Origin of the sequence: Caballeronia hypogeia, assembly GCF_001544875.2 — a bacterium.
Lineage (GTDB): Bacteria > Pseudomonadota > Gammaproteobacteria > Burkholderiales > Burkholderiaceae > Caballeronia > Caballeronia hypogeia.
The window spans coordinates 21,591-41,966 of the sequence record NZ_FCOA02000002.1 but is presented as its reverse complement, the minus strand read 5'-3'; the positions used below and the strand labels follow the sequence as shown (position 1 = coordinate 41,966).

The window sequence follows — 20,376 nt, the reverse complement described above, 5'->3', positions numbered from 1 at the left end:
ACCCGTCTAGATGTAATCGACCTGATGACGCGCGATACGAACATCGCCCACCACCTGCTTCACCCGCAAATGCTCGGGATGCGAGGCGTAGGCGTCGAGCGATTCCTGGCTTTCGAACTCCGTGTACAGGACGACGTCGCACGCATAATCCACGGCGCTGACGTCCAGTCCGACCTCGAGCCTGGTGAGCCCCGGAATCTTGCCGCTCAGGCTTTCGAACGCGGACTTCACGAGCTGCGCGGATTTTTGCCTGGCCTCCGGCGTGTCGCCGCGGACGTTCCACATCACAATGTGCTTGACCATATATGTCTGCCGTAGAAAGAGCCGTTAAGCCTTGTTCTTGTTGTACACATCGACGAACACGGCCGCGAGCAGAACAATGCCCTTGATGACCTGCTGATAATCCACTCCGATGCCCATGATGGACATGCCGTTGTTCATCACGCCCATGATGAACGCGCCGACCACCGCGCCGACCACCTTGCCGACGCCGCCGGACGCGGAGGCGCCGCCAATGAAACACGCCGCGATGACATCGAGCTCGAAGCCGGTGCCCGCCTTCGGCGTTCCGCTATTCAGACGCGCGGCGAAGATCAGGCCCGCGAGCGCCGCAAGCACGCCCATGTTCACGAAGGTCAGAAAGCTCACCGCCGGCACGCTCACACCCGAAAGCCGCGCGGCCTTCGCGTTGCCGCCCACGGCATAGATACGCCGCCCGATGGTCGTGCGATTCATGATGAACGTGTACACGCCGATCAGCACGCCCATGATGACGAGCACCGTAGGCAGGCCGCGATACGAGGCAAGCAGGGAGCAGAAGAACACGATGAGCGCGGTGAGCACGACATTCTTCGTCACGAACATGGCGAACGAACCGCTTTCGACGCCGTGTTTCGCGGCGCCTGCGCGCTGCCTGAGCTCGATCACGAAGAACAGCGCACCGACGAGCACGCCGAGAAGAATCGACGTGATGTGCAGCGCCTGCCCGTGAAACACATCGGGGATGAAGCCGGAACTCACCGCGCCGAAGCCTTCGGGGAACGGACCGATCGACTGTCCTTGCAGCACGAGGTTCGTCATGCCACGGAAGACCAGCATGCCCGCGAGCGTCACGATGAACGACGGCATGCGCCAGAACGCGATCCAGTAACCTTGCACGGCGCCGATGAGCGCGCCCGTCGCGAGACAGATGATCGTGGCCCAGACATAGTTGACGTCGTACTGCACCATCAACACCGCCGCCAGAGCGCCGACCAGACCCGCCGTGGAACCGACCGAAAGATCGATGTGACCGGACACGATCACCATGAGCATGCCGAGCGCCATGATCACGATGTAGCTGTTCTGCAGCACCAGATTGGTCAGGTTGAGCGGCTGCATCAGCACGCCGCTGGTCGAGACCTGGAAGAACAACATGATGATGACGAGCGAAAGAAGCAGTCCATATTCGCTGCCGATACGCTTGACCATTCCGAACATTTCGCCTTTACCGACTTCGGCGCCTTCGGCGGCCACCGGAGAGAGTGCCTTACGCATTTTCGATGCCTCCATTTCGCATGATCGCTCGCATGATTTTTTCCTGCGAGACCTCTTCTGCGGTGAATTCGCCGACGAACCGGCCTTCGTTCATGACATAAACGCGGTCACACATGCCGAGAAGCTCCGGCATCTCCGAGGAGATCATGATCACGCATTTACCTGCCGCTACCGCCTGATTGATGATGTTGTAGATCTCGTATTTCGCTCCCACATCTATGCCTCGCGTGGGCTCGTCGAGGATCAGCACTTCGGGCTCCGAGAACAGCCACTTGCTCAGCACGACCTTCTGCTGGTTCCCGCCCGACAGGTTGCCCACCACATGCGTCACGCCCTGAGCGCGAATCCGAAGCTTCTTGAGGAAGTCCGCGGCGACCGTGATTTCCTCGTGCTCGTTCACCACGCCGAACTTCGAAACACCGGACAGGTTCGCCAGCGTGATGTTTCGTTTGATGTTGTCGTCCAGAAGCAGGCCGTTGCCCTTGCGGTCCTCGGTGACGTATGCAATACCCGCGTCGATCGCCTTGCGCACCGATGACGTGTCGACCTGCTTGCCATGCATCAGCACCTGACCCGTGATGTCCTGTCCGTAGGTGCCGCCGAACACGCTCATCGCGAGTTCGGTGCGACCGGAGCCCATCAACCCGGCGATGCCGACGATCTCGCCCTTTCGAGCGTTGAGATCCACGCCCTTGATGACCGCCCGGTCGCGTTGAACGGGATGCTGAACGCGCCAGTCCCGCACTTCGAAGATCACTTCACCGATATGCGGTGTTCTCGGCGGATAGCGGTCCGACATTTCGCGGCCGACCATCGCCTTGATGATGCGGTCCTCGCTCACGGTCTCGGCTTTGCAGTCCAGCACGTCGACGGTCGAGCCATCGCGAATCACGGTGATGCCGTCCGCGACGCGCGATATCTCGTTCAGCTTGTGCGAGATGATGATCGAGGTGACGCCGCGCGCTTTCAGTTCGAGCAGCAGCGTGAGAAGCGTGTCGCTGTCTTTCTCGTTGAGGCTGGCGGTAGGCTCGTCGAGGATGAGCAGACGGACCTCCTTGGAGAGCGCCTTCGCGATTTCGACGAGTTGCTGCTTGCCGATGCCGAGCGTGCCGACCGGCGCATCCGGAGAGTCCGTCAGGCCGACTTTTTCCAGCAGCTCGCGGGCCTTCGCTCGCGAACCCTGCCAGTCGATCACGCCGCGCTTCGACTGTTCGTTACCCAGAAAGATATTCTCGGTAATGGACAGCATGGGCACGAGCGCAAGCTCCTGATGGATGATGATGATGCCCACCGTCTCGCTGTCGGAGATATCGGCGAAGGTCCGTGTCTGTCCGTCGTAAAGGACGTCGCCAGCGTAAGAGCCGTGTGGATAAACGCCACTGAGAATTTTCATCAGCGTCGATTTGCCCGCGCCGTTTTCTCCGCAAATGGCGTGAATCTCGCCCTGGCGCACCCTCAGATTCACGTTGTTCAGCGCCTTGACCGCGCCAAAGCTTTTCTGAATGCCGCGCATCTCCAGAATGGTATCCATGATCGAATTCCTCCGATGTCGCGCCGCCTTACTTGATCTGCGCTTGCGTGTAATAGCCGCTCGATACCAGTTCCGACTGATAGTTCGCGCGATCGACGAGCACCGGCTTCACGAGATAGGTCGGCACGATCTTCGCGCCGTTGTTGTAGCTCTTCGTGTCGTTCACCGGCACCTGCTTGCCCGTCAGCGCGTCGTCGACCATCTCGGCTGCCACGCTCGCGAGCTTGCGCGTGTCCTTGAACACGGTCGACGTCTGATCGCCGCGAACGATGCTCTTGACGTTCTGGATGTCGGCGTCCTGTCCCGTGACGACGGGCATGGTCTGTTGCGCCGAACCGTATCCAATGCCTCTCAGAGACGAGATCACGCCGATAGCGATCGCATCGTTGGGCGTCCAGACCGCATCCAGATGATCTTTTCCGTAGAACGCGCTCAGCAGGTTGTCCATGCGCGCCTGCGCCGTGGCGCCGTCCCAGTTGCGCGTCGCGACCTTCTCGAAAGCAATCTGCTTGCTGCGAACCACGAACTTGCCGCTGTCGATGTACGGCTTGAGCACCGACATGCCGCCCGCATAGACCATGTGCGCGTTGTTGTCGTCCGAGGAGCCGCCGAACAGTTCGATGTTGAACGGCGTCTTGCTGCCGGCCTTCTGCCACGCGCTGACGATGCTTTGCCCTTGCAGCACGCCGACGCCGTAGTTATCGAAGGTCGCGTAGTAATCGACGTCCTTCGTCTGACTGATCAGGCGGTCATAAGAGATGACCTTGATGCCCTTCTTCTGCGCGAGCGCAAGCGCCTCGGAAAAGGTCTTTCCGTCGATGGGCGCGATGACTAGCGCTTTCACGCCCTTGGCCAACATGTTCTCGACCTGATTCACCTGCGTCGGAACGTCATAGTTCGCGTATTGAAGATCGGCGGCATAGCCTTTGGCTTTCAGTGCATCGACCATGCTCTTGCCATCGGTGATCCAGCGCGATTCGGTCTTGTCGGGCAGCGAGATTCCGACCACGCCCTTGTCCTGTGCAAACACAGCGCCCGACGTTGCAGCGAAAGCCGCCGATGCGGCCAGAATGACCGCGACATGCTTCAAGATTTTCATGACATTGTCTCCTGATAAGGATTCCGTATTTATTTACCGAAAGACATCTACTGATGTCTTTCTAAACCTGCTTCAGCGAAGCGAAACTTCAGCGCCCGCATCTTTCGACGACGCAAACATCGCCTCGATCACGCGGCTGATGTTGTAGGCTTGCGTCGCGGGCACGACTGATTGCGTGCCGCTGCGCAACGCATCGAAGAAAGCATTCGACTCGCGGTCGAAATAGACCGGGTTGCCGATCTCCGCGATATCGGGCGAATACTCCGTCTTCTTCGTCGCCCAGATTTCCGGGAAGCTCGTCTCCTGCCACTCGGTCCAGCCTTCGGGATGCGCGCCTTTGCCGGCATCGTAGATCTTGTAACTCGCGGGCAGCGAACGGGACGACATGATGCCTTCCGTGCCGTACGCGGTGATGTCCCAGCTCTCGGTCCACGGCAGCACGTCCCATGACATGAAGTCGACGGTAACGATCTTGTCCTCGTAATTCAGCACCGCGCCTGCCGCGTCTTCACGCGATTCATCGCCATGAAAGTTCGGGAACTTCGTGATGCGCGCGTTCACGGAGCGCGGCATGCCGAAGTGCAGAAGAATGCGGTCGATCAGATGACAGCCGATCACGAACACCGCGCCGCCGATATCGCCGGGCTGCGTCATGTGCGCTGTACCCGCCTCGTCGTGCGAGCAACCGCCATGTGCGCGCACCTGAACCACCTTGCCGAGACGGCCGCTCTGAAGCGCGGCCTGCATGGCGTCGACCGAAGGTGCGAAGCGCCAGCAATAGCCCACCTGAAACAGGCCGCCCGTGCGCTCCACCGCCTCGACGATGCGCTTCGCATCCGCCGAACTCCGGCCGGCTGGCTTTTCGCACAGCACCGCCTTGCCGGCCTCCAGCGCTTCGATGGCGAGGTCCGCCATCTTTTCGCTCTTGGAGTGCACCAGCACCACATGAACGTTGTCGTCCGCCAGAATCTCCTCCTTCGAGCGCGCTTCGAGACCGAGTGCGTCGACGAACGGCTGGAGCAGCGGACTCGTATCCCACGCGCCGAGCATCTTCGCATCGGCGCGGCGCTGGATTGCCTTGACTCGCCCGGACGTGTGCGGGTGAGTGATGCCGAGGCATGCCACACCGAGCGTCTCATTGGGAGCAATCTTTCGTGTCATGACCTGTCTCCTCCTGTTGTGTTCGTTACACCTTCACTGCCTTGCCCGACAGCGCGGATTCGAGCGCGGCATCCGCGAGACGCAGCGCCTTCAGTCCGTCCTGCACGGATGTCGGCAGCGGCGAGTTCGTGTTGAGCGCATCTACGAAGGCTTCGAGTTCGGCCTTGTATGCCGCCTCATAACGTTCGAGGAAGAAGTTGAGCAGAGGCTCGCGCACATCGGTTGCTTCCTTCGACCAGCGGCGAATCGTGGAGGGACGCAGGTTCTCCTGCAGCAGCATGCCCTTCGAACCCGATACCTCCATGCGCTGGTCATAGCCATACACCGCTTCGCGACAGCAGTTGATATGGCATTGCTTGCCCGAGGCGGTACGCAACTGAACCATGACCGTATCGAAGTCGGTCAGCTTCTCGAGCGACTCGTCGACGAGACGGCTCGCCATCGCCATGACTTCGACCGGCTCTTCGCCCAGCAGCCAGCGCGCCATGTCGAGATCGTGGATGACCATGTCGCGGAAGATGCCGCCAGAGTGCTCGACATAATCGCGCGGGGGCATGCCCGGATCGCGGCTCGAGATGATGACCTGCCGCACTTCGCCGACATCGCCCGCGTCGATCGCCTTGCGAAAGGCCTGCGACGTCGGATCGAAGCGTCGGTTGAACGCGAGCATCACGCGTCCGCCACGACGCTCCACTTCGTTCGCGGCGGCGAGCGACTTCTCCATGTCGAGGTCGATGGGCTTCTCGCACAACACGGCCTTCCCGCGCTTGACGGCTTCGAGCATGAACGTGATGTGCGTATCCGTCGGCGTGCCGATGACCACGGCGTCGATGTCGTTGCGTTCCAGGACGCCTTGCGGGTCCGTCGATGCCTCGCAGCCGAGACGCGTCGCCAGCGAAGTTGCCGCGCTTTCGACCGGGTCCGCGACCACGACGAGTTTTGCATTCGGGCTCGCGGCAACGTTGCCAGCGTGAATGCGGCCAATGCGGCCCGCACCGAGTACAGCGATTCGAATCATGTCAGTCTCCAGAAATGTTGTGTGTCGTCGAAGGCAGGCGTCAGGCGGCCGTCGTGGCGCTCGTCGAAAATTGCGCGATGGTGCTCTCGTACGCGCGCCGGGCCATCTCGTCGAGCGGAAGCTTGCGGTGCACCTCCGAGATGAGTTCCACGCCGTAGTACGGGAGCGTGCAGCCCGCGCGGTCCAGGGCGTCGACGAAGGCCCGACAGTCGCCCGCGCCTTCGCCGCAAAGCTGGCGGTTGAAAGTGGAATCCTCGAACAGCGTGCCCCTGATTTGCGCGCCTACGTCGTCCATCTCGACGCCCTTGATATAGCGCGCCGGAATGCGCGCGACTTCGCTATAGGGCGTGCCGGCCCGCGCGACGTGCCAGTGGTCCACCATCAGACCGCCGTTGGGCTGATCCGCGCCTTCGGAAATCTTCAGCGCTTCCGCAATGTTTCGAATCGGCGAGAAAGGCATGAACTCGATGGCGACGGTCGCGCCCACGGTCGCCACGTCGCAGCAGAGCTTCGCGAACTCGTCGGTCATGCGGGCGAAGTCGGCCGGCGTTTCGTCGAAGGGGCTCGCACCGATTTTCAGATTGCGCATGCCAAGCTCGCCACCGAGTTCGATGAAGCGCTTGCGGCATTCATCCGATTTCGCGCGCGCATCGCCTTCGAGATACCAGTCCATGAGAATTTCGAGCTCGAAGTACTTCATGCCGGTGTCGTCCAGAATCGCCTTGACGCCGGACAGACCATATTTTCCGACGCTGTGCTCGAGATCGTCGAGAATGAGGCCGATACCGCTCCAGCCCGCGCGCGATGCCGCCTCGCAGCGCTCACGCAGCGAGAATGGGCTGATTTCGCTCGATGCGCACGGATAGACGTCGCCAGCGAGCGTCCAGTATGCCGCCAGAAGTTCCACTTTCTTCGTGCTCATAGTTAGTAATCCTTTATCTATTGATGTCGTTGATGCCGTTTCTATTTCGTACCCGACGATTAAGGAACGGCGCGCATGGGCTTGCCGCAGGCCGCGAGAGTAAAGTCCCACGACACCGACCAGAACGGCGATGACAATCCCACACGTTTTGCCGCTTCCGGGTCATCGATCTGGTTGAACTCGGCGATGAGTTCGCGCTTGACGCCGAAGACCGCGTCTTCACCCAGATACGGGCAGTCGGGCGTGAAGATGTGCGTGATGACCGGATCGAAGCCCGGAGCCGTCACGATGAAATGCAGATGAGCCGCTCGATTCGGATGCCGGCCCATTGCGCCGAGCAGTTTTCCGACCGGACCATCCGAGGGAATCGGATAGTGGCGCGGCTTGACGGACTTGAACCAGTAACGCCCCTCGGCATCCGAAGAGAACACGCCGCGCAGATTCGAGTCGGGTTGAATGCCCTTCTGCTGCACGTCATAGAAACCGCCGTCGTTGGTCTGCCACACTTCGAGCTTCGCGTTCCGAATCGGGTTGCCCTCGATGTCGGTCACGCGACCTTCGACGACCATCGGCTCGCCTTTCCCGTCCAGACAAATGTTCTCGCCGTTCCGATACGCGGGCGCATCGGCGACATAGAACGGACCCAGGATCGTGTTCGGCGTAGCGCCGCTCGGACGACGATGATTGATCGCATCGACCAGCATGGAGACACCCAGTATGTCCGAGAGCAGGATGTACTCCTGCCTCCAGTCCGTGCACATCTGACCGGTCTCGGTCAGGAAGCGAATCGCGCTGAACCACTCCTCATGCGTGGGTTCGATTTCCTTGATCGCGGCGTGAAGGTGCCTCACCAGCACCGACATCACTTCACGCAGACGCGGACTGGCTTCATCGCTCATGCGCGCGTTGACGACTTCCGCCGAGCGCGCCTCGTCGAAGTACGGCGATGTGGACTGAATTGCGGGGGATGCGTTTTGCATGTCGTGTCTCCATCAATCTTGTCTTCAGCTTTGAGACCAGTCTATATTCGCCGTGGCTGGCAAAACAGAGCTGAAAAGGGAAAGTCTTTCGCGTCAGATGGGAAACAGGCTCACGCTGTCCAGTGCCGCTCGTAGTCGTTCTGCTGAAACCGCTCGACGAGTGCCTCGATGAACAATCGCACTTTCACGGGAAGATGCGAGCGAGTTTGAAACGCGATGTTCATCGTCAGCCGGGGCAGGTCCCATTCATCGAGAACGGGAACGAGACGGCCGGCCGCGAGATCGTCGTAGATGATGTATTTAGGCTGCACGAGAATGCCCATGTTATCCAGCGCGGCGGTGCGCAGGATCTGGCCATCGTTCGATTCCAGCAGCGGCTTCACGCGCACCACGACGTTCTCGTTGCCGCGCGTGAACGAGAGCTCGCGAGGATTGTCCGCGAGCTGATAGTTCAGAATCCGGTGCTTCGCAAGTTCAGCGGGGAATCGGGGACGGCCATTCGCTTCGATATAGCCGGGAGCCGCCGCGAGAATCCGGCGCGTCGATGCAAGCCTTCTGATCGTGATGTTGCTGTCGGGCTCGAGAACCTTCGTTCGTATCGCGACGTCGATGCCATTCTCGATGATGTCGTAGTAGCGATTGGCCGCCACGACATCCACCGTAATGTCGGGGTAGCGCGCGGTGAAATCGGGAAGCATCGGCGCGATGTGCAGCAGGCAGAACGACAGCGAGGCCGTGACGCGAAGCACACCGCTCGGTCGCACCACCGCTTCCTTGATCACCGCTTCTGCTTCGCCGAGATCGGCCAGAATGGATTTGCAGCGCCGGTGAAACTCCGCACCCGCTTCGGTCAGGTAAAGATTGCGGGTGGTTCTTCGTACAAGCTGTATTCCGAGCCTCGCCTCCAGCGAAATCAGATACCGGCTTGCCGCCGATATCGACAAGTCGACCGCTTCCGCCGCGCGACTGATACTGCCCGTGTCCGCCACTTCGACGAACAACTGTAGTTCCTTGAACTGGTCCATGCGCTTGCACCGTTACGCCTTTTCTCCGCCCGCATTCGCGCCGAATGCGAGAGCATGCGCGACGTCGTTGAGTTGTTTTTAGCGTCGCGTCGACATCATGATAGTTTGGCGAGGCCATCTTTGAGAGGCGAAAATCGATCAAAAATCTATCAGCACCTGCGCTTTGGTGGCTAACCCCGTGCCTCGCGTTTTAGATGTAGCATGGCTCGCGAGAGTGGATAGAAAGTCTGCGAACACATCAGGAAACTATCAGCGAAGGAGAGTGGAATTGGCTCACCGCTTCTTGATCAAGGAAATCGCGCTTCAGGCCGGGCTCGGCGTCGCGACCGTCGACCGCGTTCTGAACGGTCGTGCGAATGTCCGCGAGCACACTCGCAAGCGCGTCGAGCAGGCCATCAAGGAACTCGAGCGCCAGGAACTGAATCTGGCGAACACGGGACGCAAGCTCATCGTCGACGTCGTCGTGGAAGCGCCCGCGCGCTTCAGTGACGAAATAAGAAGTGCGCTCGAAGCGGAGCTTGCGTGGATGCATCCGGCAATCGTGCGTCCGCGTTTTCTGCTGCAGGAGACAATGACGACCGCCGAAGTCGTCGATGCGCTTCGTTCCATCGCACGCCGGGGAAGCCACGGCGTGTTCCTGAAAGCGCGCGACGTTCCGGAGATCGCCGAAGCGGTCGGCGAGCTTCAACGTCATGGCATTCCTGTCGTCACCGTGTTCACCGACATACCCTTGTCGGGCCGCATCGCCTATGCCGGTCTCGACAATCGCGTGGCGGGCGCTACCGCCGCTTACCTTCTCGGCTTGTGGCTGGGACCGCAGACCGCGAACGTGCTGATCACCATGAGCGACGAACATTTTCGTGGCGAGGAAGAGCGCGAGATCAGCTTTCGTCGTGCGTTGCGCAAGCATCATCCTCAACTCAGGCTGATCGATGCGAGCGGCGGTCATGGACTCGATCTCGCCACCGGGCAGCGCGTCAGCAGCGTGCTCGACGACGATACGTCGATTGCCGCCGTGTACTCGATGGGCGGCGGCAATGTCGCGATTCTTCGCGCGCTGCAAGCGCGGCAGCACGCGCCGTTCTTCTTCATCGGGCACGATCTCGACAGGGACAACGTTCAGCTTCTGCGCGACGGAAAGATTCAGGCGATCCTGCATCACGATCTGAGACAGGACATGCGTTCGGCATGTCATCACATCATGCACTATCACAAACTGCTGCCCGCTTCGTCCGTCGCTGCGTCTTCGTCGGTGATGGTCGTCACGCCTGAAAACATTCCGGATCACATCGCCAGTCGTTTTCGCGACTGATCGCCGCACGCGCGAATCAGAATCGCGTGGCCAGTCCCGCGATCACCCCGAACTGGCTCTTTCCATAGTTCGGGTTCGTGCTCGAAGGATTGCCGTTAACGGGATCGTTATTGATGTTCGCGCCGTACAGACCGCTATCGAGGCCGACGTTCGACGTCGAACTGTTGCGCACGTAGGCGAGTTCCGTGTAGAGCAGCGTTCGCTTCGAGAGCAGATAGTTGGCGCCCAGCGTGTAGAGCGTCGCATTGCCGTTGCCATTGTTCGCGTTGGCGTGATACACCGCGCCGGTGACGGCGAGCGCGGGCGTCGTCTGCCATATCGCGCCGATCCATTCGTGATTGACGTTCGTCGGCAATGTGGTTCCCGCCGGCAATGCGGACGGCGTGGATGTGCCGAAATAGCCCGCGTTCGAAGCATCCGGCGCACTCAAGTGCTGATAGCCGAGATAAGCGGTCACGGGTCCGAAAGCGTAAGTCAGGCCGGTCAGAATCGAGCGCGATGTCAGGTACACGTTGCTGAATTGACCGTTCGGGTCGCGCACTTCATCGTACGTCGCTTGCCAGAACAGGCCTCGATTCGCGTACGAAAGCTTGAGGCCATCCGAGCGACCCTGAGCGCTTCCCAGCCCGCTCGATGTGCCCAGTTGACCCGGCGCACTGCCGGGATTGCCGGCGTTCCATGTCGGCGCGTTCGTCAGGTCGTATTGCCCTTGCAGCGTGAAGCCGGCGATCGTCGGCGAAAGGTACTCGACACCATTCGCCGCTTGCGAAAAGACGCGCCCTCTTACCAGCGTGCCGATCGCGTACTTCTTGGTCTGCTGTGGATCGACATCGCCGGAATACTGGCTGATCTCGGCCGAACCCATGTTGCCGAACTTGATTTGCCCCCACGTATCGTTTTGCAGACCGACTGTCGCCTGTCCCGCGAAGAAGCTGCCGTTCGCGAAGCTGCCGTTCATCGTGTTGAGTCGCGACTCGAGTTGAAAGACCGCGTGCGTGCCGCCGCCCAGATCCTCGATACCTCTGAAGCCGAATCTCGATTGCGCCCAGCCGCCGCTTTGCGCGCCGAACACGTGTCCCTTCGGCTGATTCGTCTCATACACGATGCCGTTATCCACGATGCCGTACAGCGTGACGCTGCTTTGCGCATTGACCGTTGCCGCCGCCGATAAGGCGAACGCACTGAACAGAAGTTTCTTCATCTTCATCTTCATCTCCGTTTATATCGTTATCCTAGGTAATTGTTATGCTTCGCAAGCGATGCCTTCAGCCAAGCCAATTCAAATGTGTGGCCGAGTTTATATTCCCCATTCGCTCGATCAAAGAGCCCAAAGAGGAATCTCTTTCGCGTGATTCGGGAAAATGACGTGATTCGCGTCGAACGCGCGTGCGTTTCGCGTTCGACCACCGCGGACAAAGTGCGGGCATGAACGCGGGAAGTGATTCGCGAGTTCCCCGATCGCTCCGAATATTTACTTGACATCTAAACTATATAAACCTAAATTACCGTCACAGGGAGACATCAGTCGGAGACACACATGCGCATCGTCTGCATCGGCGGCGGCCCGGCGGGCCTCTACTTTGGTCTGTTGATGAAACGCCGGCACCCCACGTATGACATCACGGTCGTCGAACGCAACCGCGCTTACGACACGTTCGGCTGGGGCGTGGTTTTCTCCGATCAGACACTCGGCAATCTGCGCGCGGCAGACCCCCAAAGCGCCGACGCGATTCTCGAGGCCTTCAATCACTGGGACGACATCGAGGTCCACATCGGCGGACGTTGCATTCGCTCTTCCGGTCACGGCTTCTGCGGCATCGGGCGCAAACGTCTGCTGAATATCCTGCAGGCGCGCTGCGAGGAACTCGGCGTGAAGCTCGTCTTCGAAACCCAGGTCGTGAACGACGTCGATTACGAAGCCGATCTCATCATTGCCAGCGACGGCGCGAACAGCGCCATCCGCGGAAAGTACGCGTCCACGTATCAGCCCGATATCGACATGCGCGATTGCCGCTTCGTGTGGCTCGGCACGAACAAGTGCTTCGACGCCTTCACCTTCGCGTTCGAAAAGACTGAATGGGGCTGGTTTCAGGCGCATGCATATCGCTTCGATGAAAACACTTCGACGTTCATCGTCGAAACGCCGGAGCGCGTCTGGCGCGCCGCCGGTCTCGCCGACATGAGCAAGGAAGACGGCATCGCGTTTTGCGAGAAGCTCTTCGCGAAGTATCTCGACGGAAACGCGCTGATCTCGAACGCATCGCATCTGCGCGGCTCGGCGCAGTGGATTCGCTTCCCGCGCGTGGTCAATCGCGAATGGGTGCACTGGCGCGACGGCGCGAACGGCGAGCGCACGCCCATCGTGTTGATGGGCGACGCCGCGCACACCGCGCACTTCTCGATCGGCTCAGGCACGAAGCTCGCGCTGGAAGACGCGATCGAACTCGCGAACAGCATCGACACTGCGTTCACGAAACAGAGCGGCGATCTCGATGGCGCGCTCGAACACTACACGCAGGTTCGCAGCGTCGATGTCCTCCGCATTCAGAACGCGGCGCGCAATTCGACCGAGTGGTTCGAACATGTGGACCGTTACGCATCGTTCGAACCGGAACAGTTCGCCTATTCGCTGCTGACGCGCTCGCAACGCATCTCGCATGAAAATCTGCGCGAACGCGACGCGCGTTATCTCGCTTCGTTCGAAGACTGGCTGGCCGCGCGCGCGGGCTTCGAGCGCGACGAGAACAAGCGCCCGGTTCCACCGATGTTCACGCCGTTCAAACTGCGCGGCGTCACCTTGAAGAACCGCGTGGTGGTCTCGCCGATGGCGCAGTATTCCGCTGTAGACGGAATCGCGGGCGACTATCACCTGATGCATCTCGGCGCGCGCGCAATGGGCGGCGCCGCGCTCGTCATGACGGAAATGACGTGCGTTTCGCCCGAAGCGCGCATCACGCCAGGATGTCCCGGCATGTATGCGCCCGAGCATCTCGCCGCGTGGAAGCGCATTGTCGATTTCGTGCACGCGCAGTCGGATGCGAAGATCGGCATGCAGCTCGGCCACGCGGGCGCGAAGGCATCGACACGCGTGAGCTGGGAAGGCATCGATCAGCCGTTAGCGGATGGCAACTGGCCGCTCGTGTCGGCGTCGCCGCAGCAGTACCTGCGCGAAGTAAGCCAATGGTCGCGTGAAGCATCCCATGACGAACTGCGCGCCATCGAAGCGCAATTCGTGCGCGCCACCGAAATGACGGCACAAGCGGGCTTCGACTGGCTCGAACTGCACTGCGCGCACGGCTATTTCCTTTCGAGCTTTCTTTCGCCGCTGACCAATCATCGCAGCGATGAATACGGCGGCTCGCTCGAAAATCGCCTGCGTTATCCGCTGCAGGTATTCAAGGCGATGCGCGCGGTGTGGCCACAAGACAGGCCGATGTCCGTGCGCATCTCCGCGCACGACTGGGTCGACGGCGGCACGACACCCGACGACGCCGTCGAGATTGCACGCGCGTTCAAGGCTGCGGGCGCCGACATGATCGACGTGTCATCGGGACAGGTCAGCAAGGACGAAAGGCCTGTCTACGGCCGCATGTTCCAGACGCCGTTCGCGGACCGCATCCGCAACGAAGCCGGCATTGCGACCATCGCGGTGGGCGCGATCTCCGAAGCGGATCATGTGAACAGCATCATCGCGGCGGGGCGCGCCGATCTGTGCGCGGTGGCGCGTCCGCATCTCGCGAATCCGTCGTGGACGCTCAACGAAGCGGCCAGGATCGGCTATTTCGATATCGTGTGGCCGAAGCAATACGCGGCCGCAAAATCGCAACTCGAACGCAATCTGGAACGCGAACGCGCCATGGCCGCCGACAACGCGCGGCTGACGCCGCAAGAACGCGTGCAACGCGCCGAAGGAAGCATCTGACCATGACATCTCTCGCCGGCAAACACGCGGTCGTCACGGGCGGAGGCAGCGGCATCGGTGCATCGTGCGCCGGGGCGCTGGCGCGAGAAGGCGCGCGCATCACGCTGATGGGCCGCGACATGAAGCGCCTCGAAGCGCAGCGCGACGCCATGCGTGGCTTCGGCAACGTGTCATGTGTGAGCGTCGATGTAACGAACGAAACCGCTATCAATGAAGCCTTCGCACGCGCGGTCGAAGCGCACGGCCCCGTCGATGTGCTGGTGAACAACGCGGGCCACGCGCAAGCCGCGCCCTTCACGCATACCGATGCCGCGCTCTGGCAGCGCATGCTCGACGTGAATCTCACCGGGGTGTTCCTGTGCACGCGCGCGGTGCTGCCCGCCATGCTCGAACGCGGCTATGGCCGCATCGTCAACGTCGCGAGCACGGCCGGACAAATCGGTTACGCGTATGTCGCCGCCTATTGCGCAGCGAAGCACGGCGTCATCGGTCTCACGCGTGCGCTCGCCGCCGAGGTCGCGACCAAAGGCATCACGGTGAACGCGGTGTGCCCGGGCTACACCGAAACCGAACTGCTGCGCGCTTCGCTCGACCAGATCATGTCGAAGACCTCGCGCAGCGAACAGGACGCACGCGACGCGCTCGTGCGTCATAACCCGCAACGCCGCTTCGTGCAGCCGGAAGAAGTCGCCAGTGCCGTGCTATGGCTCTGCTCACCCGGTTCTGGCGCGATGAACGGCCAGTCCCTATCCGTATCCGGTGGAGAAGTCACGTGACTCAAGCCACGCGCAACAAGAAAACCGCCGCGACGGAGCCTAAAGCGCCGCGCAAGGGCATCGAAAAACCGGCCGACAACGTCGTCGACCTGGAGATGAGCACGGGCGCCGACAGCCATATGGGCCTGCGGCTGTGGCTGCGCATGCTGACCACGACCAACCTCGTGCAAGCGGAATTGCGCAAGCGCCTGCGCACCGAATTCGACACGACGCTGCCGCGTTTCGACCTGATGTCGCAACTCGAGCGTCATCCCGAAGGCCTGAAGATGACCGAACTGTCGCGCCGCATGATGGTGACCGGCGGCAACGTGACGGGCATCACGGACCAGCTCGAAAAGGAAGGCCTCGTTTCGCGCTATACCGATCCGAACGACCGCCGCTCCATCAGCGTGCGACTCACTCCGCAAGGCCGCGCCGCGTTCGACAAGATGGCGACCGCGCATGAGCAATGGGTCGTCGAAATGTTTGGCGGCCTCGAACTGAACGAGAAATCGCAGACGCATCAGCGGCTCGGCAAGTTGAAGCAGCATCTGATGAAAACGCTGAAGGACTGAAGGAGACCTCGATGAACTCATCCGCCGCCAGCGCGCTGCTCGCTGGCAATCGCATTACGCTCGCCGACTATCGCGCGACGCACTTCGGCTGGTCCGTGACGAACGGCGTCGCGACCATCATGCTGAATCGTCCCGAGCGCAAGAACCCGCTGACCTTCGAATCGTATGCGGAACTGCGCGACCTGTTCCGCCAGCTCGCGTATGCGACGGATGTGAAGGCCGTCGTGCTGCACGGCGCGGGCGATAACTTCTGCTCCGGCGGCGACGTGCATGAAATCATCGCGCCGCTCATCGATCTGCCGATGCCCGAACTGCTGCTCTTCACGCGCATGACCGGCGATCTGGTCAAGGCGATGCGTCACTGTCCGCAGCCGGTCATCGCGGCGGTGGATGGCGTCTGCGCAGGCGCGGGCGCCATCCTCGCGATGGCCTCCGACATGCGTCTCGGCACCGCGCGCAGCAAGCTCGCGTTCCTGTTCACGCGCGTGGGCCTCGCGGGTTGCGACATGGGCGCCTGCTCGATCCTGCCGCGCATCATCGGCCAGGGGCGTGCCTCGGAACTGCTGTTCACGGGCCGCTCCGCGAGCGGCGACGAAGGCTACGCGTGGGGCTTCTACAACCGCCTCTGCACGCCCGAAACCTTGCTCGACGAAGCCGCGAAGCTCGCCTCCGAACTCGTTGCGGGCCCGACCTTCGCGCATGGCATCACGAAGAAGATGCTGCATCAGGAATGGAGCATGAGCGTCGACGAGGCGATCGAATCGGAAGCGCAGGCGCAAGCCATCTGCTTGAGCACGCGTGACTTCGAGCGCGCCTACCGCGCGTTCGCCGCGAAGACGCGCCCCGTGTTCGAAGGAGACTGAATGAAAGCCGATCCTCACAGCGCGCTCGCCTGGCCTTTCTTCGAGGAACGGCATCGCGAGCTGGCGCATGACGTCGATGCGTGGGCAGCAGAGCACCTGAAGCACATCGATCACACCGATACCGATGCGGCCTGCAAGCGGCTCGTACGCATGCTGGGCGAAGGGGGCTGGCTCGCGCATTGCATCGGCGGCACGCGCTATGGCGCATCGAACGACACGATCGATACGCGCGCCGTGTGCCTGCTGCGAGAAATGCTCGCGAAGCATGACGGCCTCGCCGATTTCGCCTTCGCGATGCAAGGTCTCGGTTCGGGCGCGATCTCGCTCACGGGCACGGATGCGCAAAAGGAGCGTTATTTGCCGCGCGTCGCGAAGGGCACGGCGCTGGCCGCGTTCGCGTTGTCCGAGCCGGAAGCGGGATCGGATGTCGCGGCGATGTCGTTGGAAGCGCACATCGAAGGCGACGACTACATCCTGAACGGCGACAAGACCTGGATCTCGAACGGCGGCATCGCGGACTTCTATGTCGTCTTCGCACGCACCGGAGAAGCGCCGGGTTCGCGCGGCATCAGCGCGTTCATCGTCGATGCGGATACGCCGGGCCTGCAGATCGCCGAGCGCATCGACGTGATCGCGCCGCATCCGCTCGCGCGTCTGCATTTCGATAACGCGCGCGTACCGCGCAGCCAGATGCTCGGCGCGCCCGGCGAAGGCTTCAAGATCGCGATGCGTACGCTCGATATCTTCCGCACCTCGGTTGCGGCGGCATCGCTCGGTTTCGCGCGTCACGCGATGCAGGAAGGGCTCGAACGCGCGGCCTCGCGCAAGATGTTCGGCCAGACGCTCGGCGACTTTCAACTGACGCAGGCCAAGCTCGCGCAGATGGCGCTCACCATCGACACGAGCGCGCTGCTCGTCTATCGCGCCGCGTGGCTGCGCGATCAGGGCGAAACCGTCACGCGCGAAGCCGCGATGGCGAAGTGGCATGCGAGCGAAGGCGCGCAGCAGGTGATCGACGCCGCCGTGCAGTTGTGGGGCGGCCTCGGCGTGAAGCACGGCACTGCCGTCGAATCGTTGTATCGCGAGATTCGCGCGCTGCGTATCTACGAAGGCGCGACGGAAGTGCAGCAACTGATCGTCGGACGCGATTTGCTGAAAGCGCACGGAGAAGCACGGCGATGACGCGAACCTTCGATATGCCCGTGCGTATCCGTTTCGCGCACTGCGACCCGGCGGGCATCGTCTACTTTCCGCAATACCTCGTGATGACGAACGCGCTCGTCGAGGACTGGTTCAGCGATGCGCTGGGCATCGACTACGCGGACATGATCTCGACGCGGCGCGTCGGGCTGCCCATCGTCAGGCTCAACTGCGACTTCTCGCGGCCGAGCCGCATGGGAGAAACCGTGACGCTCACGCTTGGGGTCGATTCGGTCGGACAGCGCTCCATTCGCATCGACATCGTGTGTCATTGCGCGGGCGAAGTGCGCTTTCGCGCGAAGCAGGTACTGGTCACGACATCGCTCGACGACGGCCGTTCCATCGACATTCCCCGCGACATCGCCGGCGCAATCGAGTTGTTCGCGCCGGGCACGAGCCGCGCAATACAGGAGGAGACACGCTCATGAAGCAAACGCTTTTGCCTTCGGGCTGGATCAAGCCGCGCGGTTACGCGAACGGCGTCGCGGTGCGCGGCACGCAGGTATATATCGCCGGGCAGATCGGCTGGGACGAACAGGCGCGTTTCGTCAGCCGCGAGTTCGGCGCGCAGGCTGTGCAGGCGCTGCGCAATATCATGGCCGTGCTGCGCGAAGCCGGCGGCAAGCCCGAGCATCTGGTGCGCATGACATGGTATGTGACCGACAAGCGCGCGTATCTCGCGGCGGCGAAGGAAATCGGCGCGGCATTCCGCGAACTGATCGGCGATTACGACATCGCGATGAGCGCCGTGCAGGTCGTCGCGCTGATCGAAGACGATGCACTGGTGGAAATCGAAGCAACGGCTGTCATCCCCAACTGAAGCGGAGAGCACGATGGAACGGTCAGCCCATGTCGATACATTCGCGCGCGATCATCTGCCGCCGCAGGATCAATGGCCCGTGCTCCTGCTCGATAACGCCGATGTCGCCTATCCCGCGCGCATCAATTGCGCGACCGAGCTGCTGGACCGCGCGATCGAAAGTGGACACGGCGATCGTCCCGCGATCTGGTCCGACGACAACGGCGAGGCCCACGCGACCACTTACCGCGAGTTGCGCGCGCTCGTGAATCGCAGCGCGCATGTGCTCGTCGATGAAATGGGTTTGCGTCCGGGCAATCGCGTGCTCTTGCGCGGCCCGAACACCTTGCAGATGGCGGTCGCGTTCTTCGCCGCGCTGAAGGCGGGTCTCGTCGTCGTGCCGACCATGCCGCTGTTGCGCTCGAAGGAACTGAAACAGATTATCGACAAGGCGCAAATTACGGCCGCACTCTGCGATGTGCGCCTGACAGAAGAACTCGCGCGCTGTCACACGCAGGGCGACGAGTTCAATTGCGAAACGCTCGCGCAAGTCGTGACGTTCCACCATGACGCGCCGGCCTCGCTCGATGCACTCGCACGCAACAAGCCCGATCATTTCGATGCCTGCGACACCGCCGCCGATGACGTGTGCCTGATCGCCTTCACGAGCGGCACGACGGGCGCGCCGAAGGGCTGCATGCATTTTCATCGCGACGTGCTGGCGATGTGCGACCTGTTCCCGCGTCACATCCTGAAGCCCACGTCGAGCGATGTGTTCTGCGGCACGCCGCCGCTCGCGTTCACATTCGGCCTGGGTGGCTTGTTGTGCTTTCCGCTGCGCGTCGGCGCATCGACGGTACTGTTCGAAAAGCTCACGCCTGAAACGCTTCTGCAAACCGTCGAGCGGTTTCGCGCGACCATCATGTTCACCGCGCCGACGTTTTACCGGCAGATGGCGCCGCTGGTCGAACGCTTCGATATTTCCAGCCTGAAAAAGACCGTGTCCGCAGGCGAAGCGCTGCCCGACTCCACGCGCGCGTTGTGGCGCGAGGCGAGCGGCATCGAAATGATCGATGGCATCGGCGGCACGGAGATGATTCATATATTCATTTCCTCGGCGGGCGCGGATGTGCGCGAGCACGCAATCGGCCGCGCGGTGCCCGGCTATATCGTGCAAGCGGTGGACGACGCGATGCAGCCCGTGCCGCCCGGCACGCTGGGCAAACTCGCCGTGCGCGGCCCGACCGGCTGCCGGTATCTCGCCGACGATCGCCAGTCGAGGTTCGTGCGCGACGGCTGGAACCTGCCCGGCGATTCCGTCGTGATCGATCAAGACGGCTACGTGTTCTATCAGGCGCGCGCCGACGACATGATCGTATCGGCGGGATACAACATCTCCGGCCCCGAAGTGGAGAGCGTGCTGATGCAGCACGAGGCCGTGGCCGAATGCGGCGTGATCGGCGTACCCGACGAAACGCGCGGACAGGTCGTGAAAGCGTTCGTCGTGCTCAAGCCCGGCTTCGCCGGCGACGATGCGCTCATCGCCGAATTGCAGGACTTCGTGAAGCGCAATGTCGCGCCGTACAAGTATCCGCGTCTCGTCACCTTTTTGAGCGCGCTGCCGCGTACGGAGACCGGCAAGCTCAAGCGCTTCGCCCTGCGTTCGATGTAGCGCGTT

Annotated in this window: 19 protein-coding genes; 9 read left to right on the top strand and 10 right to left on the bottom strand. The window is 61.7% G+C overall.

Going from position 1 to position 20,376, the window contains the following annotated elements:
* Positions 1–6: 6 nt before the first annotated feature.
* The 9 genes from AWB79_RS03450 to AWB79_RS03410 form a co-directional block, all read right to left on the bottom strand.
* The gene (locus AWB79_RS03450; protein WP_061165999.1) at positions 7–303 is read right to left on the bottom strand and encodes a Dabb family protein; all 297 of its coding nucleotides are present in this window, start codon (positions 301–303) and stop codon (positions 7–9) included.
* Positions 304–327: 24 nt separating this feature from the next.
* Positions 328–1,536, bottom strand: a complete 1,209-nt coding sequence (gene mmsB, locus AWB79_RS03445) for a multiple monosaccharide ABC transporter permease (protein ID WP_082862257.1) — start codon at positions 1,534–1,536, stop codon at positions 328–330.
* The gene (gene mmsA / locus AWB79_RS03440) at positions 1,529–3,067 is read right to left on the bottom strand and encodes a multiple monosaccharide ABC transporter ATP-binding protein (RefSeq protein ID WP_061165998.1); all 1,539 of its coding nucleotides are present in this window, start codon (positions 3,065–3,067) and stop codon (positions 1,529–1,531) included. Before mmsA ends, mmsB begins: the two co-directional genes overlap by 8 nt.
* Positions 3,068–3,095: 28 nt before the next feature.
* Entirely contained in the window at positions 3,096–4,166 is a 1,071-nt protein-coding gene (chvE, locus tag AWB79_RS03435) for a multiple monosaccharide ABC transporter substrate-binding protein (RefSeq protein ID WP_061165997.1), read from the bottom strand.
* 72 nt (positions 4,167–4,238) lie between these two features.
* Complete coding sequence (locus tag AWB79_RS03430; protein WP_061165996.1) at positions 4,239–5,327, bottom strand: Gfo/Idh/MocA family protein; 1,089 nt, start codon at positions 5,325–5,327, stop codon at positions 4,239–4,241.
* A gap of 25 nt (positions 5,328–5,352) precedes the next feature.
* Positions 5,353–6,345 (bottom strand): inositol 2-dehydrogenase, encoded by a 993-nt coding sequence (iolG, locus tag AWB79_RS03425; RefSeq protein WP_061165995.1) that lies wholly within the window; start codon positions 6,343–6,345, stop codon positions 5,353–5,355.
* Positions 6,346–6,385: 40 nt separating this feature from the next.
* Complete coding sequence (locus tag AWB79_RS03420) at positions 6,386–7,267, bottom strand: sugar phosphate isomerase/epimerase family protein (protein WP_061165994.1); 882 nt, start codon at positions 7,265–7,267, stop codon at positions 6,386–6,388.
* A gap of 59 nt (positions 7,268–7,326) precedes the next feature.
* Entirely contained in the window at positions 7,327–8,247 is a 921-nt protein-coding gene (locus tag AWB79_RS03415) for an intradiol ring-cleavage dioxygenase (protein WP_061165993.1), read from the bottom strand.
* Positions 8,248–8,357: 110 nt separating this feature from the next.
* Positions 8,358–9,272, bottom strand: a complete 915-nt coding sequence (locus tag AWB79_RS03410; protein WP_061165992.1) for a LysR family transcriptional regulator — start codon at positions 9,270–9,272, stop codon at positions 8,358–8,360.
* 268 nt (positions 9,273–9,540) lie between these two features.
* Between AWB79_RS03410 and AWB79_RS03405 the strand changes: the two genes are divergently transcribed.
* Positions 9,541–10,584, top strand: coding sequence for a LacI family DNA-binding transcriptional regulator (locus tag AWB79_RS03405; RefSeq protein ID WP_061165991.1), 1,044 nt, complete (start codon positions 9,541–9,543; stop codon positions 10,582–10,584).
* 16 nt (positions 10,585–10,600) lie between these two features.
* On the opposite strand, the gene AWB79_RS03400 is transcribed toward AWB79_RS03405, so the two are convergent.
* Positions 10,601–11,785, bottom strand: a complete 1,185-nt coding sequence (locus AWB79_RS03400) for a porin (protein ID WP_061166445.1) — start codon at positions 11,783–11,785, stop codon at positions 10,601–10,603.
* A 336-nt stretch (positions 11,786–12,121) separates the two neighbouring features.
* On the opposite strand from AWB79_RS03400, the gene AWB79_RS03395 reads away from it, so the two are divergent.
* From AWB79_RS03395 to AWB79_RS03360, 8 genes are read left to right on the top strand one after another with little or no spacing between them, the layout of a single operon-like run.
* The gene (locus AWB79_RS03395) at positions 12,122–14,506 is read left to right on the top strand and encodes a bifunctional salicylyl-CoA 5-hydroxylase/oxidoreductase (RefSeq protein ID WP_061165990.1); all 2,385 of its coding nucleotides are present in this window, start codon (positions 12,122–12,124) and stop codon (positions 14,504–14,506) included.
* A gap of 2 nt (positions 14,507–14,508) precedes the next feature.
* On the top strand, positions 14,509–15,282 hold the full coding sequence (locus tag AWB79_RS03390) for an SDR family NAD(P)-dependent oxidoreductase (protein ID WP_061165989.1): 774 nt from the start codon (positions 14,509–14,511) through the stop codon (positions 15,280–15,282).
* Complete coding sequence (locus AWB79_RS03385) at positions 15,279–15,836, top strand: MarR family winged helix-turn-helix transcriptional regulator (RefSeq protein ID WP_061165988.1); 558 nt, start codon at positions 15,279–15,281, stop codon at positions 15,834–15,836. Before AWB79_RS03390 ends, AWB79_RS03385 begins: the two co-directional genes overlap by 4 nt.
* An 11-nt stretch (positions 15,837–15,847) precedes the next feature.
* A complete protein-coding gene (locus AWB79_RS03380; RefSeq protein ID WP_061165987.1) occupies positions 15,848–16,699 on the top strand; it encodes an enoyl-CoA hydratase family protein in 852 nt (283 codons plus the stop codon).
* Entirely contained in the window at positions 16,700–17,881 is a 1,182-nt protein-coding gene (locus tag AWB79_RS03375) for an acyl-CoA dehydrogenase family protein (protein ID WP_061165986.1), read from the top strand.
* Positions 17,878–18,327 carry an acyl-CoA thioesterase gene (locus AWB79_RS03370; RefSeq protein ID WP_061165985.1) on the top strand — a complete coding sequence of 150 codons (450 nt, stop codon included), beginning with the start codon at positions 17,878–17,880 and terminating at the stop codon, positions 18,325–18,327. The genes AWB79_RS03375 and AWB79_RS03370 overlap by 4 nt, the downstream gene beginning before the upstream one ends.
* Positions 18,324–18,719 carry a RidA family protein gene (locus AWB79_RS03365; RefSeq protein WP_061165984.1) on the top strand — a complete coding sequence of 132 codons (396 nt, stop codon included), beginning with the start codon at positions 18,324–18,326 and terminating at the stop codon, positions 18,717–18,719. The genes AWB79_RS03370 and AWB79_RS03365 overlap by 4 nt, the downstream gene beginning before the upstream one ends.
* A 13-nt stretch (positions 18,720–18,732) precedes the next feature.
* A complete protein-coding gene (locus tag AWB79_RS03360) occupies positions 18,733–20,370 on the top strand; it encodes an AMP-binding protein (protein ID WP_061165983.1) in 1,638 nt (545 codons plus the stop codon).
* Positions 20,371–20,376: the final 6 nt, after the last annotated feature.